This is a genomic window from Isoptericola jiangsuensis (genome assembly GCF_048320105.1).
GTDB lineage: Bacteria > Actinomycetota > Actinomycetes > Actinomycetales > Cellulomonadaceae > Isoptericola > Isoptericola jiangsuensis_A.
In genome coordinates, this window is the sequence record NZ_CP182942.1 from 1608370 (window position 1) to 1634328 (window position 25959).

Genomic DNA, 25959 nt, shown 5'->3' on the forward strand with positions numbered 1-25959 from the left:
GTCGGGGCGTCGTCGCTCCCACCGATCCATCGGCGTCGGAGCAGCACCTCGACCCCAGGGGTCGCGCGGGCGAACCAGCCCACGTCCCCGGCCCCTGAGCGCCAGGGCTCTCAGACGGTGATGGTGCTCAGCGGCATCGAGGAGTCCACGCCGATGTCCAGGTCCGACGGCGGCAGCCCGGCCCGCACGACGGCGGAGCCCAGCGCGGCGATCATCGCGCCGTTGTCGGTGCAGTAGCGGATCGGGGGGATGCGCAGGTCGATGCCGGCCGCCGCGCAGCGCTCGGCAGCCATCTCGCGGAGCTGGCTGTTGGCGGAGAACCCGCCGCCGATGATGAGGGTGGAGACGTCGTGCTCGTGGCACGCGGCGATGGTCTTGGCGGTGAGCACGTCGACGACGGCGGCGGCGAAGGACGCGGCGACGTCGGCCACGGGCACCTCGCGGCCGGAGTCCTGGCAGTTCTCGACCCAGCGCGCCACGGCCGTCTTGAGGCCGGAGAAGCTGAAGTCGTAGGCGTGCTTCGCCTGGTCCTTGCGGGCGGTGAGGCCGCGCGGGAAGCGGATGGCCTCGGGATCGCCCTCGCGGGCGAGGCGGTCGATGTGCGGCCCGCCCGGGTAGGGCAGGCCGAGGAGGCGCCCGACCTTGTCGAACGCCTCGCCGGCGGCGTCGTCGAGCGTGGACCCGAGCTCGGTGACGCCGGTGGCGATGTCGTCGACGAGCAGCAGCGAGCTGTGGCCGCCGGACACCACCAGGGCCATCGAGCGCTCGGTGAAGGGCCCGTCGACGAGCTGGTTGACGGCGGCGTGGCCGATGATGTGGTTGACGCCGTACAGCGGCTTGTCCAGGCCGATCGCGAGCGCCTTGGCGGCGCTGGCGCCGATCGTCAGCGGGCCGACGAGGCCGGGTCCGGCGGTGACGGCGACGGCGTCGATCTCACCGAGGTCGACGTCGGCCTCGCCGAGCGCGCGACGGATGGTGGGGACCATCGCCTCCAGGTGGGCGCGACTGGCGACCTCGGGGATGATGCCGCCGTAGCGGGCGTGCTCGTCCATGGAGGAGGCCACGGCGTCGAAGAGGAGGGTGTCGCCGCGGACCAGCGCCACGCCGGTCTCGTCGCAGGACGTCTCGATGCCGAGGACCAGGGGGTCACCGTTCGTCATGGCGTCCATGATGTCACCGCGCGACCTCACGGCGCACCGTCCCGCCTGGTGAGACGGGACAAAAGGGAAACACGATGGTTACACGCACGGTCCGCGCCGGACACGTCGGCGTACTTAGGTTCATCTGAACCTAACTCGCCCCGGTCCCCGGGGCCGGACACGAACGGAGCTTTCCCATGCGTCCACGCTCGACGTCGCGCCGTCCGGTGCGACTCGCCGTCCCCTCGCTCGCCGCGCTCTGTGTCGTCACCCTCGCCGCCTGCGGCGCGCAGGTCGACTCCCCCGGCACGAGCGCCAGCGGCTCCGCGGCCGCCGGCTGCGTCGACACCTCCGGCGACACCGTCAAGATCGGCTTCCTCAGCTCCCTGTCCGGCACGATGGCGATCTCCGAGCAGACCGTCCACGACTCCCTCCAGCTCGCCGCGAGCGAGATCAACGCCGACGGCGGCGTCCTGGGCAAGCAGCTCGAGATCGTCACCGAGGACGGCCAGTCCGAACCGACGATCTTCGCCGAGAAGGCCACCAAGCTCATCACCAGCGACTGCGTCGCCGCCGTCTTCGGCGGCTGGACCTCGGCCTCCCGCAAGGCGATGCTGCCCGTCTTCGAGTCGAACGACTCGCTGCTGTTCTACCCCGTGCAGTACGAGGGCCTGGAGTCCTCGCCGAACATCTTCTACACCGGCGCCACCACCAACCAGCAGATCGTCCCCGCGCTGGACTACCTCGTCGAGCAGGGGGTCGAGTCCCTCTTCCTCGTCGGGTCCGACTACGTGTTCCCGCGCACCGCCAACAAGATCATCAACGCGTACGCCGACGCGCACGGCATCGAGGTCGTCGGCGAGGAGTACGCCCCGCTCGGCCACACCGACTTCTCCACGATCACCAACAAGGTGCGCTCCGCGGACGCCGACGCCGTCTTCAACACCCTCAACGGCGACTCCAACGTGGCGTTCTTCAAGGAGTACACCAACGCCGGCATCACGGCCGAGGACATGCCCGTGCTGTCCGTGTCCATCGCCGAGGAGGAGATCGGCGGCATCGGGGTCGAGAACGTCGTCGGCCAGCTCACCGCCTGGAACTACTACGAGACCGTCGAGAGCCCCGAGAACACGGCGTTCGTCGAGGCGTTCAAGGCCGAGTACGGCGAGGACCGCCCGACGTCCGACCCGATGGAGGCCGCCTACACCTCGCTCTACCTGTGGCGCGCCATGGTCGAGAAGGCCGAGTCGTTCGCCGTCGCCGACGTCCAGGCGGCCGCCGACGGCGTGACCTTCGACGCCCCCGAGGGCACCGTCGTGGTCGACGGCGACAACCACCACATCTCCAAGACCTCGCTCGTCGGCAAGATCGGCGACGACGGCCTCATCCACACCGAGTGGAGCTCGGGCGAGCCGATCGAGCCCGACCCCTACCTCGAGGGCTACGACTGGGCCGACGGCCTCTCCTGACGCGAGGGAACGACGATGGACATCCTCTCCCAGCTCTTCGCCGGGCTCAGTCTCGGCTCGGTGCTCCTGCTCGCCGCCCTCGGCCTCGCCCTGACGTTCGGTCAGATGGGCGTGATCAACATGGCCCACGGCGAGTTCATGATGGCCGGCGCGTACACGGCGTTCGTGGTGCAGGGCGTGGTCGGCAACGCCGGCCTCAGCCTCCTGGTGGCGCTCCCCCTCGGGTTCGTCGTCGGCGGGCTCCTCGGGCTCCTGCTCGAGGCGACGCTCATCCACCGGATGTACACCCGACCGCTCGACACGCTGCTGGTCACCTGGGGCGTCGCACTCGTCCTGCAGCAGGTGGCCCGGGACGTGTTCGGCGCACCCAACGTGGACGTCCGGGCACCCGCCTGGCTGTCCGGGGCCGTGGAGATCGGGGGCCTGGCACTGCCCAGGACCCGCCTGTTCATCCTCGTTCTCGCCGTCGTCTGCGTCGTCGCCCTGGGCGTCGCGCTCAAGGTGACACCCCTCGGACGGCGCATCCGCGCCGTCGTCCAGAACCGCGACCTGGCCGAGGCCTCCGGGATCTCCTCCCGGACCACCGACCGGATCACGTTCTTCCTGGGGTCAGGGCTCGCCGGCATCGCCGGCGTCGCCCTGACCCTGCTCGGATCGATCGGCCCCACCCTCGGGACCAACTACATCGTGGACGCGTTCCTCGTGGTCGTCGCCGGAGGCATCGGCCAGATCAAGGGCACCGTCATCGCCGCGATGTCGCTCGGCATGATGCAGGCGTTCCTCGAGTTCTCCACCACCGCCTCCGTGGCCAAGGTGCTCGTGTTCGTCGCCGTCGTGGCCTTCCTGCAGGTACGACCCCAAGGACTGGTCTCGGTCCGGACGAGGAGCCTCGCATGACCGTCCTCGACAAGCTCCTCGCACCGGGCCGCACCCGCGCCCTGGCCGGCTTCGCCCTCGCCGCCGTGCTGCTGTTCGCCGTCGCCCCCGTCCTGCTCGGCCCGTTCCGGCTGGGACTGCTGGCCAAGTTCCTGTGCCTGGCCATGGTCGCCGTCGGCATCGGGCTCGCCTGGGGGCGCGGCGGACTGCTCACCCTCGGCCAGGGCGTCTACTTCGGACTGGGCGCCTACCTCATGGCGATGCACCTCAAGCTCACCGACGCCGGCCCCGACGGCGTGCCGGACTTCATGCTCCTGTACGGCACCGGCGAGGTGCCCTCCTGGTGGGAGCCGCTGCGCTCGCCCCTCGCGGCGGTCCTGCTCGTCGTGCTCGTCCCCGCCGCCCTCGCCGCGCTGCTCGGCTGGGCCGTGTTCACCCGGCGCGTCCGCGGCGCCTACTTCGCCATCCTGTCCCAGGCGCTCGCGGCGGCGTTCGCGATCCTGCTCGTCGGCCAGCAGCAGACCACCGGCGGGACCAACGGTCTCAACGGGTTCCGCGGGTTCTTCGGCTACGACCTGGCCGACCCCGCCAACCAGCGGATGCTCTACCTGGTCGCCGCCGGCGTGCTCCTGGCGATGGTGGCCGTGGTGCGCCAGCTCAACCGGTCCCGCTTCGGCGAGCTGCTGGTGGCGGTGCGTGACGCCGAGGACCGCGTCCGGTTCCTCGGCTACAACCCCGCCGCGATCAAGACGGTCGCCTACGTGGTCGCGGCCGTCATGGCGGCGATCGGCGGTGCGCTGTTCGTGCCGATCGTCGGGATCATCTCCCCCGCGGACGTCGGGGTCGTGCCGTCCATCGGGTTCCTCATCGGCGTCGCGATCGGGGGCCGGGCCAGCCTGCTCGGCCCGGTGCTCGGGTCGATCGCCGTCAGCTGGGCGCAGACGTCCATCTCCGAGCAGTTCCCCTCGGGCTGGATCTACTTCCAGGGCGCCCTGTTCATCCTCGTCGTCGCGTTCCTGCCGGGCGGTCTGGCCTCGCTGGTCCGACGACGACGGCGGTCCGATCCCGACCCCGACCCCGATCCCGAACCCGAACCGGATCCCGCACCAGCACCAGCACCAGCACCAGCACCAGAGGGGAGCAGGGCATGAGCGAGGACCTCACCGACAAGCCCGCCGGCCCGGACCTCGAGGCGGCGGCCGAGCTGCTCGGCACCGACACCACCCGCTTCCGCCAGGACTACCTGGAGGTCCGCGGGCTGCGCGTCGAGTTCGACGGCTTCGTGGCCGTGCGCGACGTCGACCTCACCGTCACCCAGGGCGACCTGCGGTTCCTCATCGGACCCAACGGGGCCGGCAAGACCACCTTGATCGACGCCGTCACCGGCCTGGTGCGCGGCACCGGGTCCGCGCGGTTCGGGCGCACCGAGCTGCTCGGCCGGGCCACCCACCGCATCGCCCGCGCCGGCGTGGGACGCACCTTCCAGACGGCGAGCGTCTTCTCCGAGCTCACCGTCCTGCAGAACCTCGACATCGCGGCCGGCGCACGCCGTCGTCCGCTCTCCCTGCTGCGCAGCCGGGCGGTCACGCCCGACGCGGTCGAGCAGGCGCTGGAGACCATCGGGCTGACGGCGCAGCGCGACGTCCAGGCCGGCGTCCTCGCCCACGGCCAGAAGCAGTGGCTGGAGATCGGCATGCTGCTCGTCCAGGACGCCCACCTCCTGCTGCTCGACGAACCGGTGGCGGGCATGACCCACGAGGAGCGCGAGCAGACCGGTGACCTCCTGCGCCGCATCGGCACGCAGCGCGTCGTCGTGGTGGTGGAGCACGACATGGAGTTCCTGCGCTCCTTCGCCGACTCGGTCACCGTGATGCACCAGGGGCGCGTGCTCGCCGAGGGCACGGTCACCGAGGTCCAGAACGACCCCGCCGTGGTCGAGGTGTACCTCGGCGCACCCGTCACCACGACCCCCGCCACCACGACCCCCGCACCGCAAGGAGAGGCCTGATGCTGGAGCTGACCGCCGTGAGCACCGGGTACGGCCGCACGGCCGTGGTGCACGACGTCGACCTCACCGTGGGCGACGGCGAGCTCACCGCCGTGCTCGGGCACAACGGGGCCGGCAAGACGACGCTGCTGCGCGCCGTCCTCGGGCTCCTGCCGACCCGGTCCGGCACGATCCTGCTCGACGGTCACGACGTGACCGCCCTTCCCCGCACCGGCGGGTGCGGCGCGGGGTCGCCTACGTCCCCCAGGGACAGCAGGCGTTCGGTCAGCTCAGCGCCCGGGAGAACCTGCAGGTCGTCGCGGACGCACACGGCAGGGAGGGGCGACGCCGCACCGACGAGGCCCTCGACCTGTTCCCCGCGCTCACCGACCTGCTGGGCCGCCAGGCCGGCCTGCTGTCCGGCGGCCAGCGCCAGCAGCTCGCCATCGCCCGCGCCCTGGTCACCGGGCCGCGCCTGCTCGTGCTGGACGAGCCCGCCGAGGGCATCCAGCCGAACGTCGTGCAGGAGATCTACGCGGCGATCTCGACGCTCATGGCCGCCGGGGACCTGTCCGTCCTGCTCGTGGAGCAGCACGTCGGCTTCGCGACGGAGCACGCGACCCGGTACGCCGTCCTCACCTCGGGCCGTGTGGCGCACCGCGGGGCGGGAGGCCACCCCGACACCGCCGCCGACGTCCGCCGGGCGCTCGCCCTGTGAACGCCCCCATCCCCGTGACGACGCCGTCCGGCCACCCCGAGGAGCCGCCGTGCACCTGACTCCCGCCGACACCGAGAAGCTGCTCCTGGCGGTCGCCGGCATGGTCGCCCGCGACCGCCTCGCGCGCGGGATCCGGCTCAACCATCCCGAGACCGTCGCCCTGCTGTCCTGCTGGGTGATCGAGCGTGCGCGCGAGGGCGCCGACGTCGCCACCCTCATGCAGACCGGCCGCGACGTCCTCGACCGCGACCAGGTCATGGACGGCGTGGCCGACATGATCGTCGACGTCCAGGTCGAGGCCACGTTCCCCGACGGTCGCAAGCTCGTGACCCTGCACCACCCGGTCCAGTAAGGAGCATCCCCGTGTCCGCACACGCCTCGACCGGGCCCGGCGCGATCCGCGTCGCCCCCGGGCACCTCGACCTCAACGACCGCCCGCCCCACGAACGGCGCCGCCTCGTCGTCGTCAACACCGGCGACCGCCCCGTCCAGGTCGGGTCCCACCTGCACCTGCCGGACGCGAACGGCGCGCTCGCCCTCGACCGCGACGCCGCCCACGGGTTCCGGCTCGACATCCCCGCCGGCACCTCGGAGCGGTTCGAGCCCGGTGCCAGCCGCGAGGTCGACGTCGTGACGATCCGCGGGGCGCGCCGCGTGCCCGGCCTGCAGCGCGGCAGGACCGACGGCGGGGAGCTCGGCCCCGTCGATCCCGAGGCCCGCTGATGGTGCGCATCGACCGCGAGCGCTACGCGGCCCTGTACGGCCCGACCGTCGGCGACCAGGTCCGCCTCGGGGACACCGACCTGTGGATCGAGATCACCGAGGACCTCACCGTCGGCGGGGAGGAGGCCGTGTTCGGCGGCGGCAAGTCGATCCGGGAGTCGATGGCCCAGTCGACGCGCACCCGCGCCCAGGGCGCGCTCGACACGGTCGTCACCAACGTCGTCGTGCTGGACTGGTGGGGCGTCGTGCGGGCCGACGTCGGGCTGCGCGACGGACGGATCGTCGCGCTCGGGCGCGCCGGCAACCCCGACGTCGCCGACGGCGTCCACCCCGACCTCGTCATCGGGCCGTCCACGGACGTCATCTCCGGCGAGGGCCGCATCCTCACCGCGGGCGGGTTCGACCCGCACGTGCACCTGCTGTCCCCCTCGGCGCTGCACGAGGCGCTCGCCACCGGCATCACGACGATCGCCGGGGGCGGCACCGGCCCCTCGGAGGGGTCCAAGGCGACGACGGTGACGCCGGGCGCCTGGCACCTGCGCCAGGTGCTGCGCGCCCTGGACTCCGTCCCGCTCAACGTGCTGCTGCTCGGCAAGGGCAACACGGTCAGCGCGGAGTCCCTCGCGGAGCAGGCGCTGGCCGGGGCGGCGGGGTACAAGGTGCACGAGGACTGGGGCTCGACGCCCGCCGCGCTGGACGCCGCGCTCACGGCGGCCGGCGAGTGGGGGCTGCAGGTGGCGCTGCACTCCGACTCCCTCAACGAGGCCGGGTTCGTGGACTCCACGATCGACGCGATCGGCGGGCGCTCCATCCACGCCTTCCACGTCGAGGGGGCCGGCGGGGGCCACTCCCCCGACATCCTCACCATCGCGGCGCTGCCGCACGTCATCCCCGGCTCGACCAACCCCACGCTGCCCCACACGGTGAACACCGTCGCGGAGCACCTCGACATGCTCATGGTCTGCCACCACCTCAACCCGGCCGTCCCGGAGGACCTCGCGTTCGCCGAGTCCCGCATCCGCGCCACGACGATCGCCGCGGAGGACGTGCTGCACGACCTGGGCGCCATCTCCATCACGTCGTCGGACGCGCAGGCGATGGGCCGCATCGGCGAGGTCGTGACCCGCACCTGGCAGGTCGCGCACGTCATGAAGCACCGTCGCGGCCCGTTGAGCAGCGCGGAGCCGGCCGACAACGAGCGCGCGCGCCGCTACGTCGCCAAGTACACGATCAACCCGGCGATCGGGCACGGCGTCGACGCCGAGATCGGCTCGGTCGAGGCCGGCAAGCTCGCCGACCTCGTGCTGTGGGACCCGCGGTTCTTCGGGGTACGGCCCGACGTCGTCCTCAAGGGCGGGGTCATCGCGTGGGCGGCGCTCGGCGACCCCAACGCGTCCATCCCGACGCCGCAGCCGGTGCTGATGCGGCCCGCCTTCGGCGACGCGCTGGCCGCGGACACCTCCCTGGCGTTCGTGGCGCCCGCCGCGATCGAGGGCGGGCTGGCGGACCGGCTCGGGCTGCGACGTCGGCTCGCCCCCGTGGCCCCCACCCGCGACGTCGGCAAGGCGGACATGCTCAACAACGACGCGATGCCCCGCATCGACATCGAGCCCGAGACGTTCGCGATCCGCATCGACGGCGACCTGGTGGAGCCGGCGCCCGCGGTGCGGCTGCCGCTCGCCCAGCTCTACTCGATGTTCTAGGCCGCCCGTGACGTCCCCCCACGCGCTCTCGGTCGCCATGCTCCTGGCGGACGCCCGCCTCCCCGGCGGCGGTCACGCCCACTCGGCGAGCCTGGAACCGGCGCTGCTCGGCGGCATGCCGGAGCGCGACGTGCCGGCCTGGATGGTCGGGCGTGCGACGACGGTCAGCCTCGTGGAGGCGGGGACGGCCGTCGTCACGTCCCGGGTCCTGACCGTTCCGCGAGCCTCGCGCGGCCCGGGCGCGACGGACGGCGCCGAGGTGGCCGAGGTCGTGCAGGCCTGGGCCGCGCGCACCCCGGCGCCCGCCCTGCGCGACGCCGCCCGGCTGCTCGGGCGCGGCTACCTGCGGGTGGCCCGGACCCTGTGGCCGACGGCGACGGCGGTGCGCACGCTCGTCGCCCACGAGGCGGCACGGGGGCCGCTGCCACGCGCCGTCGTGCTCGGGGCGGTCGCGGCCGCCACCGGGCTGGCGCCCGCCGACGTCGTCCGGCTCACCGTGTACGACGACGCCCAGACCGCGGCGTCGGCGTACCTCAAGCTCGCGCCCTGCGACCCCCTCGCCCCCGCGCGATGGGTGCTGGACGCGTGCGCCGCGGCCGAGGAGCACGTGCTCCGGGTCGCGGCGTGCACCACCCCGGAGGAGATCCCCGCCTCCGGCGCTCCACAGACCGAAGGCTGGGCGCAGGCCCACGCCCTGACGAACCAGAGGTTGTTCCGTGCCTGACACCATCCAGCCCGACACCATCCAGCCCACGCGCCGCACCCTGCGCCTCGGCATCGCCGGTCCCGTCGGCGTCGGCAAGTCGTCCCTCATCGCGACCCTCTGCCGCGCCCTGGCGGACGAGCTCGCCATCGGCGTCATCACCAACGACATCTACACCGACGAGGACGCCCGCTTCCTGCGCTCGGAGGGCGTCCTGGACCCGGAACGGATCCGCGCCGTCGAGACGGGCGCCTGCCCGCACACCGCGATCCGCGACGACGTCACCGCGAACCTCCTGGCCGCCGAGGACCTCGAGCGCGACTTCGACCCCCTGGACCTGGTGGTCATCGAGTCCGGCGGGGACAACCTCACCGCCACGTTCTCCCCGCTCTCGTCGACGCCCAGATCTTCGTGCTCGACGTCGCCGGTGGCGGGGACGTGGCCCGCAAGGGCGGTCCCGGCATCGGCCGCGCCGACCTGCTGGTGGTCAACAAGACCGACCTGGCACCTTACGTCGGGGTGGACGTCGTGCGGATGGTCGCCGACGCCACCGCTGCCCGTGACGGACGAGGCGTCGTCGCGCTGTCGCGCACCGACGCCTCGTCCGTGGCCGAGCTGCGCACCTGGGTGCTCGGGGTGCTGGCGTCGTTCCGCACCGGGCGGCACGTCGCCCAGGACCCGGGCCCGATGGCGCCGCACTTCCACGCGGACGAGGACGCCGAGGGCGGCGGCTACGTGCACAGCCACGACGACGGCGCCCCGGCGCACGCCCACTGAGGACGCCGTCGTGCTCCGCCCCACGGCGCTGCCGCTGCGGACGTCGGTGCACGTCCGGGCCGCGGCGGTGCCCGGCGCCCCCGTGCGCGTCGGCGCAGCGGACGGCCTGCTCGCCTCGCGGGTCGTCGCGCGCGGGACCACGTCGGCGACGGTCGCGCTCGTCGCCCAGGGTGCCCTGCTGCTCGGGGGCGACCACGTCGTGGTGTCGGTCGACGTCGACGACGGCCTCGACCTCACGCTCCTCGACGTCGGCGGGACCGTCGCCTACGACGGCGCCGGGCACCCGTGCCGCTGGGACGTCGAGATCCGACTCGGTGCCGGTGCACGGCTCACCTGGGCGGGCCTGCCGCTCGTGGTCGCCACGGGCGCCGACCTGACCCGCACCACCTCCGTGCGCCTGGGGGCGGGGTCTCGCGTCGTGCTCCGCGAGACCACCGTCCTGGGCCGCTCCGGCGAGCACGGCGGGCGGGTCGTCGTCCGGTCCGACGTGCACGACGACGACGGCCCGGTGCTCGTCGAGGAGCTCGCCGCCGACGGCGCGCGCCCCGTGCCGGGGGTGCTGGGCCCTCACCGCGTCCTGGACACCGTCAGCGACCTGCACGGCACCGGCGAGCACACCGACACCCACACCTGCACCTGCACCCGTACCGACGAGGAACCGGCTCCGGCGGAGTCTGCCCTGGCAGGGACCGTCCCGGACCCGGGACTCAGCACCCTGCGCCTGGAGCGCGGGGGCGTCCTGGTGCGCTGGCTCGGGCGGGCCACGCACGCCAGCCCCCTCGACCGACCGGGCCTCGCCACCCACCACCCGGAGGAACCATGACCGCCACCACCACGACCGCGCACCGCTCGGTCACCCTCCCCGTCGTCGTCGGCATGCACGTCGTGGCGCTCGTCGCGCTCGCCGCGACGTTCGTCGCCGGCGGTGCCGGGGTGCTGACCTGGGCCATGGCGCTGACGGCGTACGGGCTCGGACTGCGCCACGCGTTCGACCCCGACCACATCGCCACCATCGACAACACGACCCGGCGGCTGGTCCGCACCGGCCGCAACCCGCACGGCGTCGGCCTGTGGTTCTCGCTCGGGCACTCCACCGTCGTGGTGGGGGCCGCGGTGCTGCTGGCCGTCGGCGTCGTCGCCCTCGTGCCGATGATGGACGACGACGGGTCGTTGCTGCGCCGCATCACCGGCGTGTGGGGACCGCTGGTGGCCAGCACCTTCCTGCTGGTCGTCGGGGCGATCAACGTCGTGCTGCTGCGCCGCGCCCTGCGCACCGACCAGGTCACCGGCGACCGCGAGAGCGCCGCCGGTGCGGGCGGACCCGTCTCCTGGGCGCTGCGCCGTTTCGAGTGGGCCACCGACCGGCCGCGCCGGATGTACGCCGTCGGGCTGCTGTTCGGCCTCGGCTTCGACACGGCGACGTCGATCGGCCTGCTGGCCACCACCGCCGCGGTGACGATCGAGCAGCAGAGCTGGTACGCCGCCGTCCCCCTGGCGCTGCTCTTCACCGCGGGCATGTCGTTCCTCGACTCCGCGCAGGGCTCCGTCGCCCGCCGGGTCTACACGGGCACGGCGAGGCAGCCGGCCCGCCGCTCGCGGATGCGCTACGACGTCGTCGTCACCGGGACGTCCGCGCTGGCCGCCATCGGGATCGCGGTCATCACGCTGGTGCAGACCCTCGCGGAGAACGTCCCGGCCGCGGCCGCGCTGCCCGGGGTGTCGGCGGACCTCGACCCGTACGGGCTCGTGCTGACGGTGCTACTGGTCGCCGTGTGGGGTGTCGGCCTGCTGGTGCTGCGCCGCCAGTCGCGCGGTGAGCCGGACCAGGACGTCACGCCCGCGTGAGGACAGGTGCACGCGGATGACGCGGCGGTCGAGGCCGTCGACCTCGCGGTACACCAGGGCGCGGGTGACCAGAGCGTCCACACGCCGCCCGAGCGTCGCCTTGTCGACGCCGACCGACTCGCGCAGCTGGGACATCGTGAGCCCGTCCTCGTCGCCGAGGACGTCCAGGATCATCCACTCGTCGAGGGTGGCGCCCTCGCGCGCCAGGACGACGGAGGCGTCGCGGGCGGCACGCCGCGCGGCGAGCACCGTCTCGCGCAGCATGGCGACGTCGACCGCACCCGACACGTCCTGTGCCGTCGTGCTGCGCGTCGTCATCCGTCTCACCTGCCGTCCGGGTCGCCGGGGCTCTTGTGCCCGCTCGTAGACTACCCGCCAACGCAGGACCGAGCCCGGACGGGCTATCCAATGGCGAGGCGTCATGTCGGAATTCGTGGTCGGTGCGCTACTGCACTTCCAAGGCCCTGGCGGGATCTACGGCCCGTCCTGCCAGGCCGTCACCGAGCTCGCGGTCGCGGAGCTCAACGCGACCGGGGGCATCCTCGGGCGCCCCGTGCGGGCGGAGCTGCTCGACGCCGGGCTGCCGGGCCCCGCGCTGCGCCACCAGCTCGGCCGAGCCCTGGACGGCGGACGCATCCACGCCCTGACCGGCTGGCACACCTCGGCCGTGCGCAACGCGGTGGTCCCGCTGGTCCAGCGTCGCGTGCCCTACGTGTACCCGGCGGCGTACGAGGGCGCGGAGACGAGGCCGGGCCTGTACGTCACCGGCGAGGTGCCCTCGGCGCAGCTGTTCCCGGCGATCGCCCGGCTGCGCACCGAGGTGGGTGCGCGCCGGTGGTACGTCGTCGGCGACGACTACGCCTGGCCCCGACGCACCGCGGAGGTGCTCGCCCGGCAGGTCGCCGACCTCGGGGTGGAGTTCGTGGGCGGGCGGTTCCTGCCGGAGCAGGGCGCGACGCCGGCCCAGCTCGCGGCGGTCCTGGACGAGCTCGAGCGCAGCTCCGCCCACGGCGTGCTGGTGCTGATGGTCGGGCAGAACGGGGTGCGCTTCAACCGGGCGTTCGCGCGCCGCGGGCTGCACGAGCGCACGGTGCGGCTGAGCACCCTCATGGAGGAGAACATGCTCATGGGATCGGGCGGCGGCGCCACGACGAACCTCTTCTCCGCCGGTGGCTGGTTCCGCTCCCTCGCCACGGGTGAGGCCCTGGACCTGGTGGGGCGCTACCTCGCCCACCACGGCCACGGCGCCCCCGCCGTCGGTGCCGCCGCGGAGGCCTGCTACGAGGGGATCTTCGCGCTGCGCACGATCGTGGAGCGGGCGGGCAGCCCGTCGGTGGCGGCCACCGACCGGACCGTGGACGGCCTGGAGTACGAGGGGCCGCGGGGCCGCATGCTGTTCCGCGGCAACCACGCCGAGCAGCGCCTCTACCTCGCACGGGCCGACGGCTACGACTTCGACCTCCTCGCCGAGCTCTGAGTGTGTGTCGCATCGCACACCGGTGTACGGAATGATCCGTCTGGATGAACTGGTTGCCCGGGGCATGACTGAGACGCTCTCCCCGACCGCACCGCTGGCCATCGCCGACGAGGTCGCCGACCACCTGTTCCGCACGGCCCGCACCGCGCAGGCGTTCACCGACCGACCCGTCACCGACGCCGAGCTCGAGGCGGCCTGGGACCTGGCGAAGTTCGGCCCCACCGCGATGAACTCGCTGCCGCTGCGCGTGCTGGTCGTGCGCTCCGACGAGGCCAAGGAGCGCCTGGCCACCCACATGGCGGACTCCAACGCGGACCGCGTGCGCAACGCCCCCGTCTCGCTCGTCCTCGCCGCCGACCCGACGTTCCACCAGCACATGGACACCCTGTTCCCCGTCGTCCCCGGCGTCCGCGAGAACCTGGACCCCGTGGCCGAGGTCCGCGAGCAGATGGCCCGCAAGAACGCGCTGATCCAGGCGGGCTACCTCGTCGTCGGGCTGCGTGCCGCCGGTCTCGGCGCAGGCCCCATGGACGGCATGGACTTCGCCGGCGTCGACGCCGAGTTCTTCGGCGAGACCGGCTGGAAGTCGCTCCTCGTCGTGCGCGCCGGCCACCTCGACGGCGAGGGCACCACGTACCCCCGCTTCCCGCGCCTCGCGTTCGAGCAGGTCGCCGAGACCCTCTGAACGACGCCCCACCCGCTCCCAGGACGAAGGGCCGGGTCCGCGACACGTGTCGCGGACCCGGCCCTTCGTCGTCACCGCCGAGGCTCAGCCGGACGTGGCGACCGGCCGGTTCGGGTCGTTCGACCACTGCGACCACGACCCCGGGTAGAGGGCCGCCTCGACGCCGAGCGTCGCCAGCGCCGCGATCTCGTGGGCCGCGGTCACCCCGGACCCGCAGTAGACCCCCACCGGCCGCCCGGCGGTCGCCCCCAGGGCCGCGAACCGCTCCGCCAGCTCGTCCGCCGGGCGGAAGGTCCCGTCGTCGGCGAGGTTGCCGGCCGTCGGCGCGCTCAGCGCGCCCGGCACGTGCCCGGCCTGCGGGTCGACCGGCTCCACCTCGCCCCGGTACCTCTCGGCCGCCCGGGCGTCCAGCAGCACGCCCTCGCCGGGCAGGTCGGCCACGTCGTCCGCGTCGAGCACCGGCATGCGGCCGGGGTGCACGACGACGTCGCCCGGCGCCCGCTCGATCAGCCCGGTCTCCAGCGGGTAGCCCGCGCGCACCCACGCCGCGAGCCCGCCGTCGAGCAGGTGCACGCCGGGGTGGCCGAACCAGCGCAGGAGCCACCAGGCCCGGGCGGCCGACGCACCGCCGACCGCGTCGTAGACGACGACCCGGGAGTCCGCGGACACGCCCCACCGACGCGCGGACTGCTGGAACTCCGCGGCCGACGGCAGCGGGTGCCGTCCTTCCGCGGCCGACGGCGTCGCCGCCAGCTCCGTCTCCAGGTCCACGTAGACCGCGCCGGGCAGGTGCCCCGCCTCGTAGCGTTCGCGACCGTCGTCGCGCCCCAGCTCCCACCGCACGTCGAGCAGCACCGGCGCGCCGCCGAACGGGTCCTGGAGGCCGCCGAGCTGCAGGTCGGCGGCGAGGGTCCCGGCGTCCACCAGGACGGACGAGCGCGGGTCGGTCATGCCGCGTCCCCCTGCCCGGTGCTGCGCTGCCCGGTGCTGCGCTGCCCGGTGCTGCCCGGCGGCACGCTCCGGGCCGCGGACGCGGTGCCGTCGGACGCGTGATCCGCCGTGCGATCCGCCGTGCGATCTGACGTCCCGGGGGCAGCGTCGTCGAACGCCGCCGCCGCACGCAGGTCCATCCGCATCGTGAAGGCGTCCTTGTCCTCGGGCTGGTAGTACCGCTTGCGGATCCCGAGCCGGACGAACCCGAACTGCTCGTAGAGCGCGAGCGCGTGCGCGTTGTCGACCGCCACCTCCAGGAACAGCGCTCCGGCCCTGAGGGCGCGGGCACGGTCCACCAGCGCCTGCAGCAGGGTGCGCCCGACGCCGCGGTGCTGATGGCTGCGCGCGGTGCCGATCGTCATGACCTGGGCGTCGTCGCCGTCGAACCACAGGCCCGCGTACCCCACCACCGGGTGGCGGCCGAACCCGTGGAGCACGTCGGTCGCCTCGGCGACCACGTACCAGCGGCCCAGACCGGCGAGCTCGTCGGCGAGCATCCCGTACGTCCACGCCCCGGGCCCGAACAGCTCACGCTCCAGCTCCAGCACGCGGTCGAAGTCCCGCGACTCCAGCGGGCGCAGCCGCACCGGCGTCGTCCCGGCGCTCACGGCGCCGCCCCGGTGGCGCGCTTGGCCGCCGCGGGCTCCTGCACGTCCGGGCGGCGCAGGTACAGCGGTTCGGTGGGCAGGTCCTGCCCGGCGGCGCGCCGAGCCAGGGCGAGCCGCGCCAGGACCGTGGCGTCCGGCTGGGAGGGGGCGTCGTCGTCGACCGGCAGGTGCTCGGCGTACAGCACGGCCCCCTCCCCCACGACGGCGAGACGGGCGCCGGGAGCCTGCGGTGCGTCGAGCGCCGTCGCGGCCACCTCGGCGGCCCGCGCGACCTCGGGGCCGCGCAGCCGCTCCACCACGGGGACGCCGTGCGGGCCCTCGTGCGCGACGACGCGGTAGCGCGCCCAGTAGACCTCCTTGCGACGGGCGTCGGTCGCGACGAGCACCTCGTCGTCCGGGTCCAGCCCGAGGTCCGCCACCGCCTGCACGGCCAGCACGTCGATGCTGGGCACGCCGAGGACGTCGATCCCGAGGCTCAGGGCGAGGGTGCGCGCGGTGACGAGCCCGACCCGCAGCCCCGTGAAGGGAGCCGGACCGGTCCCGCCGACGACGGCGGTCAGGTCGGACCGCTGCACGCCCGCCTCCTGCAGGACCTGCGAGACGAGCGGCGCGAGGGACTCGGCGTGCCGTCGGCGCTCGTCGACGCTGCGGGCGGCGAGCCGGCCGCCGCCGTCGTCGACCAGGGACACGGACACGGCCGCTGAGGTGTCGAGTGCGAGAACTGCCACGACACCAGAGTAGGCCGTCCGCCGGTGCGACCGTGCTGCCCGGCGGGGCGGCCCACGCGGCACCGACTACCGCGGGACCAGGACTCCGAGGTCGACGCCCTGCCAGCGCGGACCCACCGCGCGGACGGTCGCGTGCCGCGTCCCCGCCCCGGGGTCGTCGACGTCGACCTCGCCCCCGCGGGGTCGCTGCAGGTCGACCTCGATCCGGTCCTCGGTCAGGGTCTCCGCCAGCCCGCGCCCCCACTCGACCACCGTGACCGACTCGTCCAACGACGAGTCCAGGTCCAGGGCGTCGAGCTCGCCCAGGCTGCCGAGCCGGTAGGCGTCCACGTGCACCAGCGCGGGCCCGCACGAGCCGTCCGGACGCGGCAGCGGCGGGTGCTCGCGCGCCACGATGAACGTCGGCGAGGCCACCTGCCCCCGCACGCCGAGGGCCGAGCCCAGCCCCTGGGTCAGGGTCGTCTTGCCCGCGCCGAGGTCGCCGGTGAGGATCACCAGGTCCCCCGCACGCAGCAGGCCCGCCAGCGCGGCCCCCAGCGCCTGCGTCGTCTCCGCCTGCGGCAGGTCGAGGTGCACGACGTCGTCGGTCACGACAGGTCTCCTTCTCGGCTCAGGTGCACCCGGGGGACGCGTGCGCCCAGCCGGGTGACGATCTCGTAGCTGATGGTGCCCGCGGCGTCGGCCCAGTCCTGGGCGTTCGGCACCGCGGACCCGTGCGCCACGCCGTCGGACGGGCCGAACAGCGTCACGACGTCCCCCGCCGACTCCCGGGCCCCCGGCCCGAGGTCGAGGACGAGCTGGTCCATGCACACGCGCCCCGCGACCCGCAGCACGCGGGCGCGCTCCCCCGTCCCGACGGCGACCGGCCCGCCCGGCCCCGCCGAACCGCCCGAGGCGTGGCGCGGCACGCCGTCGCCGTACCCGACCGGCACGAGGCCCACCACGGTGTCCTGCGTCGTGGTGTACAGGTGGCCGTAGGACACGCCCTGCCCGGCCGCGACCTGCTTGACCGCCCCGAGCCGGGCCTGGAACGTCATCGCCGGCCGCAGCCCGTACCGTCCCGGCGCCCCCAGGAGCGGCCCCGGCGAGAACCCGTACACGGAGATGCCGGGGCGCACCAGGTCGAGGTGCAGGTCGGGCCGGGTCAACGTGGCCGCCGAGTTCGCCAGGTGGCGCACCTGCGGGTGCAGCCCCGCCGCGCCGAGCACCTCGGTCGCCTCGGCGAACGCGGCCGCCTGCCGGTCGATCGAGGGGTGGCCGGGCTCGTCCGCGCAGGCCAGGTGGGAGAACAGCCCCACCACCTGCAGCACGCCCTCGGCGTGCAGCGCGGCCAGCCGACGCACAACGTCGGGCAGGTCGCCGTGCGCGACGCCGTTGCGGGACAGCCCCGTGTCGACCTTGAGGTGCACGCGCGCGACGCGACCGGCGGCCCGCGCGCCCGCCGCCACCTCCTCGACCGCCCAGGGCGCCGCCACCGTGACGTCGACGTCGGCCGCGACGAGCTCGGCGAACGGCGCGCCCGGCGTCAGGAGCCACACGAGCACGGGCACGTCGCCGCGCCCCAGCCCGGCGCGCAGCGCCAGCGCCTCCCCCGCCGTCGCGACCCCCAGCCACGTCGCACCGCCCGCGAGCGCCGCCCGGGCCGCGGGCAGCATCCCGTGGCCGTAGCCGTCGGCCTTGACGACGGCCATCAGCGCCGACGACGGTGCGTGGCCGCGCAGGGCGCGCACGTTGTCACGGATCGCGTCGAGGTCGACGACGGCACGCGCCGGGGCGCCGTCGTCGAAGGCGGGGAGGGTCACGTCTGCGATTCTCTCACCGGGTCCACCCTGCTCGGCGAGCTCCACTCGGCGAGGCGACGGCACGAGTCGAACCGCCGCGGCGCCCCGGTGAGCGGGTCGTCGAACGCCAGGGAGCGCGCCAGGAGCTGCAGGGGCCGGGAGGGGTCGTCGGGACCGTCGGGGCGGACCTCGGGCCAGAACGGGTCGTGCAGGATGGGCAGGCCGAGCGAGGCGAGGTGCAGGCGCAGCTGGTGCGTCTTGCCGGTGCGGGGGGTGAGTCGGTAGAGGCCCAGTCCGCGCGCGGGGTCCGCCTCGACCAGCTCGATCCACGACTCGGCGTTCGCCTCGCCGGGCACCTCCTCGGCGCGCACGACGCCGCGACGCTTGACGATCCGGGAGCGCACGGTCCGCGGGAACGCGGCCGGGTCCTCGGGCAGCGGGGCGACCGCCTCGTAGACCTTCCGCGCGCGGCGCTCCTGGAAGACCGTCTGGTACGGGCCGCGGGCGGTCGGCCGCACGGTGAGCACGAGCACCCCGGCCGTGGGCCGGTCGAGGCGGTGCGCGGGCACGAGGTCCGGCAGGTCGAAGGTGCGTCGCAGGTGCGTGAGCAGCGTCTGGGTGACCCAGCGGCCCCGTGGGGTGGTGGCCACGAGGTGCGGCTTGTCGACGACCAGCAGGTCGTCGTCGCGGTGCAGCACCTCGATGTCGGCGAGCGCCGGCACGGGCGGCTCGTCGGGCGGGTCCCGGTAGAGGTAGAGGAACCCGCGCGGCTCGTACGGCGTGTCCTCGGTGACCACCGTGCCGTCGCCGGTGACGACCTCGCCCGCGGCGACCTTCGCGCGCAGGCGCTCGCCGTCGTCGACGAACCGGGCCAGCAGGTAGTCCAGCGCGGTGGTGTGCCGGGCCACGGTGGCGTCGTCGTGCGGGAGCACCAGGCGTGTGGGGTTGAGGCCGTCGCGCACGGGCAGCGGCGGCGTGTGCCGGGTGGGCCCGCGCCGCGGTGGACGGGGCGCCGCGCGGGACGGTCGGTCGACGGGCATGACGCCATTGTCCCGCCCGGTTCCCCCCGGCCCCTGTCCCCCGGCAGGGTCCCCGGGCGATACTGGGGCCATGAACCGCCGACTGCACCACATCGCCGTGGCCCTGACCGCCGCTGCCGCCCTGGCCCTGGCCGGGTGCGCGGCCGACGCCGAGACCACCGAGCCCGCCGGCACCACCGGGGGCACGGCGGACGCACCGTCCTCCGAGGAACCGATGGACGAGGAGTCCTCCGCCACGGACGACGACATGGCGGCGGACGACGACATGGCGGCGGAAGACGGCGACGTCGCCCCGGTCTACGACTTCACCGCCACCACCCTCGACGGTGAGACGTTCGAGGGCTCCTCGCTGGCGGGCACCCCCACCGTGCTGTGGTTCTGGGCACCCTGGTGCCCCACCTGCATCAGCCAGATCCCCACCGTGACGGGGATCGCCGAGGAGTACGGCGACGCCGTCGAGGTGGTCGGGGTGGGTGGTCTGGACGACGCCGACACGATCTCCGACATGGCCGAGGAGAACATCGCCGGGATCACGCACCTCGTGGACGACTCGGGCGAGGTGTGGCAGCACTTCGGCATGACGGCGCAGAGCACGTTCGTGGTGCTCGACGCCGACGGCGAGGTCGTCGTCGAGGGCTCGGTCCCGGAGGCCGAGCTCGAGTCGGTCGTCGCCGACCTCGCGGGCTGAGCGGGTGCTCGGCGACGGCGCCTTCGCGCTCGCGCTGGGTGCGGGCCTGGTGGCCGCGGTGAACCCCTGCGGGTTCGCGCTGCTGCCCGCCTACCTGGCCACCCTGGTACGGCCCGACGACGGCCGGGCCGCCGCCGTCGGACGTGCGCTGCGGTCGACCGCGGCGCTCACCCTCGGCTTCGTGACCGTCTTCGGCGTCTTCGGGCTCGTCGTGGCCCCGGTGGCGAGCTCGGTCCAGCGCTACCTGCCCGCCTTCACCCTCGTCCTCGGCATCGTGCTGGCCGCCGCGGGTGCGTGGGTGCTGGCCGGGCGCGAGCTACCCGGTCTGCGGGTGCTGCGCACCGGGCGCGGCAAACCCCTGACGGACCGCTGGTGGTCCGTGGTCGGGTTCGGCGCCTCCTACGCGCTGGCCTCGCTGACCTGCACGATCGCGCCGTTCCTGGCCGTGGTGGTGACGGCGTTCCGCGCCGGGTCGGTGTGGCAGGGCGTGGCCCTGTTCGCCACGTACGCCGCCGGCATGGCGCTGCTGGTGGGCACGGCCGCCGTCGTGGTCGCGACCGCCGGGGCCGGTGTCGTGAGACGGGCGCGTGGCGCCGGGCCCGTGCTCGCCCGGATCGGCGGCGGCATCCTGCTGGTCGCCGGGTTGTACGTGGCCTGGTACGGGTTCTGGGAGCTGCGGGTGCTGGCCGGCGGCGCGGGTGCCGACCCGGTGGTCGAGGCCGCGGCGTCGGTGCAGCGCTGGCTGGCCTCGGCGGCGGAGAGCCTCGGCTGGGTCGGGCTGCTCGTGGTGCTCGTCGTGGTCCTGGCCGCCGTCGCCGGCACCGGCTGGTGGCGGCGACGCACCCGGCAGCGCACCGACCACGGGGCATGATGGGGCGCATGGACATCTACGACATCCCCTTCGACCGCATGGACGGCACGTCGGCGACCCTGGCCGAGCACCGCGACGACGTGGTCATGGTGGTGAACGTGGCCTCCCGCTGCGGCCTGACCCCGCAGTACGAGGCGCTCGAGACGCTCCAGCGCACCTACGGCGAGCGCGGCTTCACGGTCGTGGGGTTCCCCAGCAACCAGTTCCTGCAGGAGCTGTCCACGGACGAGAAGATCTCCGAGTTCTGCTCGACGACGTACGGCGTGAGCTTCCCCGTGGTGTCCAAGATCAAGGTCAACGGCAAGAACGCCCACCCGCTGTACGCCGAGCTGACGAAGACTCCCGACGCCGGCGGGCACGACGGCCGCATCCGGTGGAACTTCGAGAAGTTCCTCGTGCTGCCGGGCGGCGAGGTGCGACGGTACTCGCCGCGCACCGTCCCCGACGCGCCGGCGATCGTGGAGACCATCGAGGCGCACCTGCCCCGCTGACCGTCCCGGCGCGGGCCCCGGTCACTGTGCCGGGCAGGCAGGGCGCCGCTCTGCGCCGGTCAGGGCCGGCCACTGTGCGCCTGCGCCGGTTAGGCCGGTCAGGGCCGGTCAGGGCCGGTCAGGGCCGGTCAGGGCCGGTCAGGGCCGGTCAGGTCCGGTCAGGGCCGGTCAGGGCCGCGGTCGATCGGACAGGAGCGCCGCGACCGTGGCAGGCACGGCCTCGGCGACGTCCAGCGCGGCGACGGGCCCCCCGGGGTTCGCCCGCCCGGCCGCCAGACCGTGCACCAGGGCCGCCGCGGCCGCGATCCGGGCCGCGAGCGCCGGGTCGTGGACGACGTCGTCGGACCGGGCGGCGAGCATCGTCCCGAGCACCCCGGCCAGCACGTCCCCCGCGCCGGCCGTGGCGAGCCAGCCGGGTCCGTCCGCCTGGCTGAAGGTCCCGCCCGGGCCGACGACGACCGTGACGCCGCCCTTGAGCAGCACCGTGGCTCCGGTGAGCTCGTGGGCGCGCCGCGCCCAGCGCAGCGGCTCCGCCTCGACCTGCCTGCGGCGGACGTCCTCGCCGTGGTGGCGCAGCAGCGTCGTCAGCTCCCCCGCGTGCGGCGTGAGCACGAACCAGGGCGGGCACGGCGCCTCGACGAGCGCCAGACCACCGGCGTCGACGACGGCGGGCGTCGGCTCCTGGGACAAGCCCCGCAGGTCGCCGCGGGCCGCACCGAGTCCACCGCGACCCCGCTCGTGCTGCCCGTCGTCGTCCCCCTCCCCCGGCACGCCCGGGCCGACCACCCACGACTGCACCCGGCCCGGGGCCGTGACGACCTCCGGGCGCACGGCGAGCACCGCCCGCCCCACGGCGTCCGGGCCCCGGTAGCGGACCATGCCCGCCCCGGTGCGGACCGCGGCCGACGACGCCAGGACGGCAGCGCCGGGGAACGTCGCGGTCCCGGCGACGACGGCGACCACACCGCGCGTGTACTTGTGGTCGTCGGGTCCGGGCACCGGCCAGTCCGCGGCGACGTCCGCCGCCCCGAGCCGCTGCACGGCGGGCGGGCCGGGCAGCTCGAGCCCGATGTCGACGACGGTGAGCTCGCCCGCGAGGCGCGCCGCCGGGGGCAGCAGGAGCCCGGGCTTGGCCGCGCCGAACGTCACGGTGCGGTCGGCGGGAAGCACCGGTCCCGGCAAGGTCCCGTCGTCGACCCCGATGCCGGAGGGCACGTCCACGGCCACCACCCAGGGCCGTGCGCCGCGCCGGGCAGGACCGGGAGCGGCGACCGCGTCGGGGCCGGTAGTGGGGCTGGTGCTGGTGCCGCTGCTGGTACCGGTGGCCGCGCCCGGGCCCGTGCCCATGGCGGCGGCGACGGCGGTGACGAGGTCGGCCGCGAGGCCGCGCAGCGCGCCCCGGGCGCCGATCCCCACGAGCCCGTCCAGGACGACGTCGGCGCGGGCGACGTCGTCGGCCACCGCCCCGAGCCGCTCCGGGGTCGCCGCCAGGTCGACGACGGCGCCCCCGGCGTCGTGCAGCGCGCGCAGGCCGTCCGGGTGCGTCCGGTCCGTGACGGCCACCGCCGTCACCACGGCTCCCCGGCGGGCCAGCTCGGCGCCCGCGAAGAGGGCGTCGCCGCCGTTGTTCCCGGACCCCACCAGCAGCGCGACCCGCGCACCGCGGTGCGAGCGCCGACGGGCCCTGACGTCGCCCTGGACGATGCGGGCCAGGGCCGCCGAGGCGCGGGCCATGAGGGGTTCGCCCGCAGCCAGGAGGGGCTCCTCGGCGGCACGGACGTCGGCGGCGGACCAGGCACGGATCATGCACGCATCCTGCCGTGCCACGGGCGTCGTCGCAGTCAGAGGAATAGGGTCGGGCCATGCGATTCGGACTCTTCATCCCGCAGGGCTGGCGCATGTCGCTGACCGACGTGCCCCCGGAGCAGCACTGGCAGACCATGCTCTCCCTCCTTCACTACGCCGACAACGCCGCCGCCGGGGAGGCGGTCCCGGGCGGGGCCTGGGCGTGGGAGAGCGTGTGGGTGTACGACCACTTCCACACCGTGCCGGTGCCGAGCACCGAGGCGACGCACGAGGCCTGGTCGCTCATGGCGGCGTTCGCGGCGTCGTCGCAGCGGGTGCGCCTCGGCCAGATGTGCACCTGCATGGCCTACCGGGAGCCCACCTACCTCGCCAAGGTCGCCTCCACGGTGGACGCGATCTCGGGGGGCCGCGTCGAGATGGGCATCGGTGCCGGGTGGTACGAGCACGAGTGGCGCGCCTACGGCTACGGCTTCCCCGGTGCGGGCGACCGCCTGCGCGCGCTCGACGAGGGCGTCCAGATCATGGCGAACATGTGGCGCACCGGGTCGTCGGGCCGGTTCGACGGCGAGCGCTACCAGGTCGACGGCGCCCTCTGCCACCCGCAGCCGTTGCAGACGCTGCCCGTCGGGGCCGGCGGTGCCGAGGTGCCGAGCATCCCGCTGTGGATCGCGGGCGGCGGGGAGAAGAAGACGCTGCGCATCGCCGCCCAGCACGCCCAGTACACGAACTTCGCCGGTGACCCGGAGACGTTCGACCACAAGTCGCGGATCCTGGAGCAGCACTGCGCCGACGTCGGGACCGACTTCGGGGCGATCACACGATCGGCCAACTACAACGTCGTCATCGGCGAGAACCAGGCCGAGGTCGACGACAAGCTCGCGTGGATCGACGCGCACTTCGCCCGGCACGCCCCGGGCGAGCCCGGGGAGCGAGAGGTGCGCAGCTGGCGCACCGGGCCGCTGGTGGGCACCCCGGAGCAGATCGTCGAGAAGCTGACGGACCTGCGCTCCCGTGGCATGACGTACGCGATCACCTACTTCGCGAACGCCGCCGGTGACCGGGACCAGATCGAGCTCTTCCAGCGCCAGGTCATCCCCGAGCTCCAGGACTGACCCCCTCCCACCACCCTCCCTTCTCGCCGAACATGCCCTGGCGGCCCGTCCGCTCCGGCGGACGGGCCGCCAGGGCATGTTCGGTGGTTCAGGTGGCATGGTCGACGGCGCGCCCTGCCACCGCCGGGCGTCGTCCACAGCCGCACGCCGTCCACCGTCGCGCACCCCTCCGTGCCCTCGACGCTGCCGGCCCTGCTGCGATGTCGGCATGCATCCGCGCACCGTCGAGCCCCTCGACCTGCTGCACACCGCCCGGACCCAGTGCGGACTCGTCGACGTCGACCAGTGCCACGCCGCAGGTCTCAGCCGCAAGGCGGTCCGTGGTCTCGTCGACCGTGGTCGATGGCGGCGGGTCGCGCACCGCGTCCTGGAGATCCGCGCGGCCGCACCGTCGTCGTCGGACCTCCCGGCCCGACGACGGCGGTCCGCCTGGCTGGCCCTGCTCACCTACGGCCCCGAGGCGGTAGCCGTCGGCGCGTGCGCGCTGGCGCTGCACGGGATCGCCGGGCTGCCGACGTCGATCCGCTCCGAGGCCGCGCTGCCGGACGCGCAGAACCGCCGCGACCGCCCCGGTTCGCGGGTGCGGCAGTTCGACGACGGGCTGTCCTGGGTGCAGATCGATGGTCGACGGGTGGCCACGCTGGACTGGGCGCTCGCCCAGGCCGTGCCCGAGCTGCCCGTGCGCCACGGGCTGGCCGTGCTCGACGCGGCGCTGCACTCGACGTCGCTCGACCTGGCCGGACTGACGAGGTCGCACGAGCTCGCTCGAGGACGACGCGGCGTCGCGACCCGACACCTCCTGTGGTCGCTCGCCGACGGCCGGTCGGAGTCTCCGCTGGAGTCGTTCGCCCGGTGGGAGTGCATCGAGGGCGGGGTTCCTCCGGACACGCTCCAGCTGCCGCTGTCGGACCGCGACGGCCGGACGCTGGCCCGCGGCGACCTGGGCTGGCGCCGTGGTCCGCACCGATGGTTGGTGGTCGAGATGGACGGTGTCGACGTGCACGGCGCGCCGACCGCCGTCTTCGCCGACCGCCGGCGCCAGAACCTGTTCACCGGTTCCGGCGCGGTCGATCTGCTGCGGTTCACCGGTCGCGATCTCGGCACGATCGCGTCGACGGTCCGCAGCGCCCTCGCCAGGTGAACGACCGCTGCTCGGGGCCCACCATGCCCTCTGGACGATCGAGCATGCCTTGGCGGCCCGTCCGTGCCGCCGGACGGGCCGCCACGGCATGCTCGGCGACCCCCTGGCGGGTCAGCCCTCGGCGACCACCATGGCCGAGGAGATCCCCGCGTCGTGCGAGATCGACAGGTGCCAGTGCGCGACACCCAGCTCCTGGGCGCGGGCGAGCACGGTCCCACGCAGCTCCACCTGGGGCGGCCCCCCGACGACCCGGTGCACGGTGGCGTCGTGCCACCGCATGTTTCCGGGGGCGCCGAGGGCCTTGGCGATGGCCTCCTTGGCGGCGAACCGTGCGGCCAAGGACGACGCCGGGAGGTCACGCTCGGCCTCGGTGAACAGCTTCTCGCGCAGTCGTGGCGTGCGCTCGAGGGTCGCCATGAACCTGGCGACGTCGACGACGTCGATCCCCACCCCGATGATCACCGGTGCACCCCCGCCACGTCCGGCCAGCCCCCACGACCCCACGACGGTGCGGTCGGAGCGCAGAAGGTGCCGACCTCGCCAGCCGGCACCGCGAGCGTCGTCCCGCGTCGGTCCGCATCGCTCGACCATGCCCTCT

At 74.4% G+C, this 25959-nt stretch carries 28 protein-coding genes and 2 pseudogenes; 20 read left to right on the forward strand and 10 right to left on the reverse strand.

Going from position 1 to position 25959, the window contains the following annotated elements:
- Nucleotides 1–110: 110 nt before the first annotated feature.
- On the reverse strand, nt 111–1160 hold the full coding sequence (tsaD, locus tag ACNHYB_RS07515; protein ID WP_418278011.1) for a tRNA (adenosine(37)-N6)-threonylcarbamoyltransferase complex transferase subunit TsaD: 1050 nt from the start codon (nt 1158–1160) through the stop codon (nt 111–113).
- A 176-nt stretch (nt 1161–1336) separates the two neighbouring features.
- Here tsaD and urtA point away from each other — a divergent pair, with 176 nt between their 5' ends.
- The 13 genes and pseudogenes from urtA to ACNHYB_RS07580 all read left to right on the forward strand — a co-directional run bounded on the left by urtA (nt 1337) and on the right by ACNHYB_RS07580 (nt 11940).
- Nucleotides 1337–2608, forward strand: a complete 1272-nt coding sequence (gene urtA, locus ACNHYB_RS07520; protein ID WP_418277814.1) for an urea ABC transporter substrate-binding protein — start codon at nt 1337–1339, stop codon at nt 2606–2608.
- A gap of 15 nt (nt 2609–2623) precedes the next feature.
- Nucleotides 2624–3505 carry an urea ABC transporter permease subunit UrtB gene (gene urtB, locus ACNHYB_RS07525; RefSeq protein ID WP_418277815.1) on the forward strand — a complete coding sequence of 294 codons (882 nt, stop codon included), beginning with the start codon at nt 2624–2626 and terminating at the stop codon, nt 3503–3505.
- Nucleotides 3502–4635 (forward strand): urea ABC transporter permease subunit UrtC, encoded by a 1134-nt coding sequence (urtC, locus tag ACNHYB_RS07530; protein WP_418277816.1) that lies wholly within the window; start codon nt 3502–3504, stop codon nt 4633–4635. The genes urtB and urtC overlap by 4 nt, the downstream gene beginning before the upstream one ends.
- Nucleotides 4632–5492 (forward strand): urea ABC transporter ATP-binding protein UrtD, encoded by an 861-nt coding sequence (gene urtD / locus ACNHYB_RS07535; protein WP_418277817.1) that lies wholly within the window; start codon nt 4632–4634, stop codon nt 5490–5492. The genes urtC and urtD overlap by 4 nt, the downstream gene beginning before the upstream one ends.
- Nucleotides 5492–5632 (forward strand): annotated as a pseudogene (locus ACNHYB_RS07540) (ATP-binding cassette domain-containing protein); the annotation flags it as partial. The gene urtD and the pseudogene ACNHYB_RS07540, both read left to right, overlap by 1 nt.
- A gap of 77 nt (nt 5633–5709) precedes the next feature.
- Nucleotides 5710–6189, forward strand: coding sequence for an ATP-binding cassette domain-containing protein (locus tag ACNHYB_RS07545; protein ID WP_418277818.1), 480 nt, complete (start codon nt 5710–5712; stop codon nt 6187–6189).
- Nucleotides 6190–6238: 49 nt separating this feature from the next.
- Nucleotides 6239–6541, forward strand: a complete 303-nt coding sequence (locus tag ACNHYB_RS07550) for an urease subunit gamma (RefSeq protein WP_418278012.1) — start codon at nt 6239–6241, stop codon at nt 6539–6541.
- A gap of 11 nt (nt 6542–6552) precedes the next feature.
- Nucleotides 6553–6912, forward strand: coding sequence for an urease subunit beta (gene ureB, locus ACNHYB_RS07555; protein WP_418277819.1), 360 nt, complete (start codon nt 6553–6555; stop codon nt 6910–6912).
- Complete coding sequence (locus ACNHYB_RS07560) at nt 6912–8615, forward strand: urease subunit alpha (RefSeq protein ID WP_418277820.1); 1704 nt, start codon at nt 6912–6914, stop codon at nt 8613–8615. Before ureB ends, ACNHYB_RS07560 begins: the two co-directional genes overlap by 1 nt.
- A 7-nt stretch (nt 8616–8622) precedes the next feature.
- The gene (locus ACNHYB_RS07565; protein ID WP_418277821.1) at nt 8623–9339 is read left to right on the forward strand and encodes an urease accessory protein UreF; all 717 of its coding nucleotides are present in this window, start codon (nt 8623–8625) and stop codon (nt 9337–9339) included.
- 4 nt (nt 9340–9343) lie between these two features.
- Nucleotides 9344–10095, forward strand: a pseudogene (gene ureG, locus ACNHYB_RS07570) (urease accessory protein UreG).
- Nucleotides 10096–10105: 10 nt separating this feature from the next.
- Entirely contained in the window at nt 10106–10918 is an 813-nt protein-coding gene (locus ACNHYB_RS07575; RefSeq protein WP_418277822.1) for an urease accessory protein UreD, read from the forward strand.
- Complete coding sequence (locus ACNHYB_RS07580) at nt 10915–11940, forward strand: HoxN/HupN/NixA family nickel/cobalt transporter (RefSeq protein WP_418277823.1); 1026 nt, start codon at nt 10915–10917, stop codon at nt 11938–11940. Before ACNHYB_RS07575 ends, ACNHYB_RS07580 begins: the two co-directional genes overlap by 4 nt.
- Here the strand turns inward: ACNHYB_RS07580 and ACNHYB_RS07585 are convergent.
- Nucleotides 11854–12258, reverse strand: a complete 405-nt coding sequence (locus ACNHYB_RS07585) for a MarR family transcriptional regulator (protein WP_418277824.1) — start codon at nt 12256–12258, stop codon at nt 11854–11856. The two genes, ACNHYB_RS07580 and ACNHYB_RS07585, sit on opposite strands and share 87 nt — an antisense overlap.
- A gap of 103 nt (nt 12259–12361) precedes the next feature.
- Between ACNHYB_RS07585 and ACNHYB_RS07590 the strand changes: the two genes are divergently transcribed.
- On the forward strand, nt 12362–13417 hold the full coding sequence (locus ACNHYB_RS07590) for a substrate-binding domain-containing protein (RefSeq protein ID WP_418277825.1): 1056 nt from the start codon (nt 12362–12364) through the stop codon (nt 13415–13417).
- Between the two features lie 64 nt (nt 13418–13481).
- Nucleotides 13482–14102: a malonic semialdehyde reductase gene (locus ACNHYB_RS07595; RefSeq protein ID WP_418277826.1), complete on the forward strand. Its 621-nt coding sequence runs from the start codon at nt 13482–13484 to the stop codon at nt 14100–14102.
- Nucleotides 14103–14186: 84 nt separating this feature from the next.
- Here the strand turns inward: ACNHYB_RS07595 and ACNHYB_RS07600 are convergent, their stop codons facing one another.
- From ACNHYB_RS07600 to ACNHYB_RS07625, 6 genes are all read right to left on the reverse strand, one after another.
- Nucleotides 14187–15053: a sulfurtransferase gene (locus tag ACNHYB_RS07600; RefSeq protein ID WP_418277827.1), complete on the reverse strand. Its 867-nt coding sequence runs from the start codon at nt 15051–15053 to the stop codon at nt 14187–14189.
- The gene (gene rimI, locus ACNHYB_RS07605) at nt 15050–15703 is read right to left on the reverse strand and encodes a ribosomal protein S18-alanine N-acetyltransferase (protein ID WP_418277828.1); all 654 of its coding nucleotides are present in this window, start codon (nt 15701–15703) and stop codon (nt 15050–15052) included. The genes ACNHYB_RS07600 and rimI overlap by 4 nt, the downstream gene beginning before the upstream one ends.
- Nucleotides 15700–16431, reverse strand: a complete 732-nt coding sequence (gene tsaB, locus ACNHYB_RS07610; RefSeq protein WP_418277829.1) for a tRNA (adenosine(37)-N6)-threonylcarbamoyltransferase complex dimerization subunit type 1 TsaB — start codon at nt 16429–16431, stop codon at nt 15700–15702. Before tsaB ends, rimI begins: the two co-directional genes overlap by 4 nt.
- 66 nt (nt 16432–16497) lie before the next feature.
- Nucleotides 16498–17022 carry a tRNA (adenosine(37)-N6)-threonylcarbamoyltransferase complex ATPase subunit type 1 TsaE gene (tsaE, locus tag ACNHYB_RS07615; RefSeq protein WP_418277830.1) on the reverse strand — a complete coding sequence of 175 codons (525 nt, stop codon included), beginning with the start codon at nt 17020–17022 and terminating at the stop codon, nt 16498–16500.
- The gene (gene alr, locus ACNHYB_RS07620; protein ID WP_418277831.1) at nt 17019–18233 is read right to left on the reverse strand and encodes an alanine racemase; all 1215 of its coding nucleotides are present in this window, start codon (nt 18231–18233) and stop codon (nt 17019–17021) included. Before alr ends, tsaE begins: the two co-directional genes overlap by 4 nt.
- Nucleotides 18230–19252 (reverse strand): pseudouridine synthase, encoded by a 1023-nt coding sequence (locus ACNHYB_RS07625; protein WP_418277832.1) that lies wholly within the window; start codon nt 19250–19252, stop codon nt 18230–18232. Before ACNHYB_RS07625 ends, alr begins: the two co-directional genes overlap by 4 nt.
- Before the next feature lie 70 nt (nt 19253–19322).
- Between ACNHYB_RS07625 and ACNHYB_RS07630 the strand changes: the two genes are divergently transcribed.
- The 3 genes from ACNHYB_RS07630 to ACNHYB_RS07640 are packed head-to-tail and all read left to right on the forward strand — an operon-like array spanning nt 19323 to nt 21302.
- Nucleotides 19323–19940 carry a TlpA family protein disulfide reductase gene (locus ACNHYB_RS07630; protein ID WP_418277833.1) on the forward strand — a complete coding sequence of 206 codons (618 nt, stop codon included), beginning with the start codon at nt 19323–19325 and terminating at the stop codon, nt 19938–19940.
- A 4-nt stretch (nt 19941–19944) separates the two neighbouring features.
- Nucleotides 19945–20811, forward strand: a complete 867-nt coding sequence (locus ACNHYB_RS07635) for a cytochrome c biogenesis CcdA family protein (RefSeq protein ID WP_418277834.1) — start codon at nt 19945–19947, stop codon at nt 20809–20811.
- Nucleotides 20812–20819: 8 nt separating this feature from the next.
- Nucleotides 20820–21302, forward strand: coding sequence for a glutathione peroxidase (locus tag ACNHYB_RS07640; RefSeq protein WP_418277835.1), 483 nt, complete (start codon nt 20820–20822; stop codon nt 21300–21302).
- Between the two features lie 168 nt (nt 21303–21470).
- On the opposite strand, the gene ACNHYB_RS07645 is transcribed toward ACNHYB_RS07640, so the two are convergent.
- Nucleotides 21471–23108: a bifunctional ADP-dependent NAD(P)H-hydrate dehydratase/NAD(P)H-hydrate epimerase gene (locus tag ACNHYB_RS07645; protein ID WP_418277836.1), complete on the reverse strand. Its 1638-nt coding sequence runs from the start codon at nt 23106–23108 to the stop codon at nt 21471–21473.
- A gap of 56 nt (nt 23109–23164) precedes the next feature.
- On the opposite strand from ACNHYB_RS07645, the gene ACNHYB_RS07650 reads away from it, so the two are divergent.
- Nucleotides 23165–24220, forward strand: coding sequence for a TIGR03560 family F420-dependent LLM class oxidoreductase (locus ACNHYB_RS07650; protein ID WP_418277837.1), 1056 nt, complete (start codon nt 23165–23167; stop codon nt 24218–24220).
- A gap of 208 nt (nt 24221–24428) precedes the next feature.
- Nucleotides 24429–25361: a type IV toxin-antitoxin system AbiEi family antitoxin domain-containing protein gene (locus ACNHYB_RS07655; RefSeq protein WP_418277838.1), complete on the forward strand. Its 933-nt coding sequence runs from the start codon at nt 24429–24431 to the stop codon at nt 25359–25361.
- 111 nt (nt 25362–25472) lie between these two features.
- On the opposite strand, the gene ACNHYB_RS07660 is transcribed toward ACNHYB_RS07655, so the two are convergent.
- Entirely contained in the window at nt 25473–25823 is a 351-nt protein-coding gene (locus tag ACNHYB_RS07660; RefSeq protein WP_418277839.1) for a holo-ACP synthase, read from the reverse strand.
- Between the last annotated feature and the right edge of the window lie 136 nt (nt 25824–25959).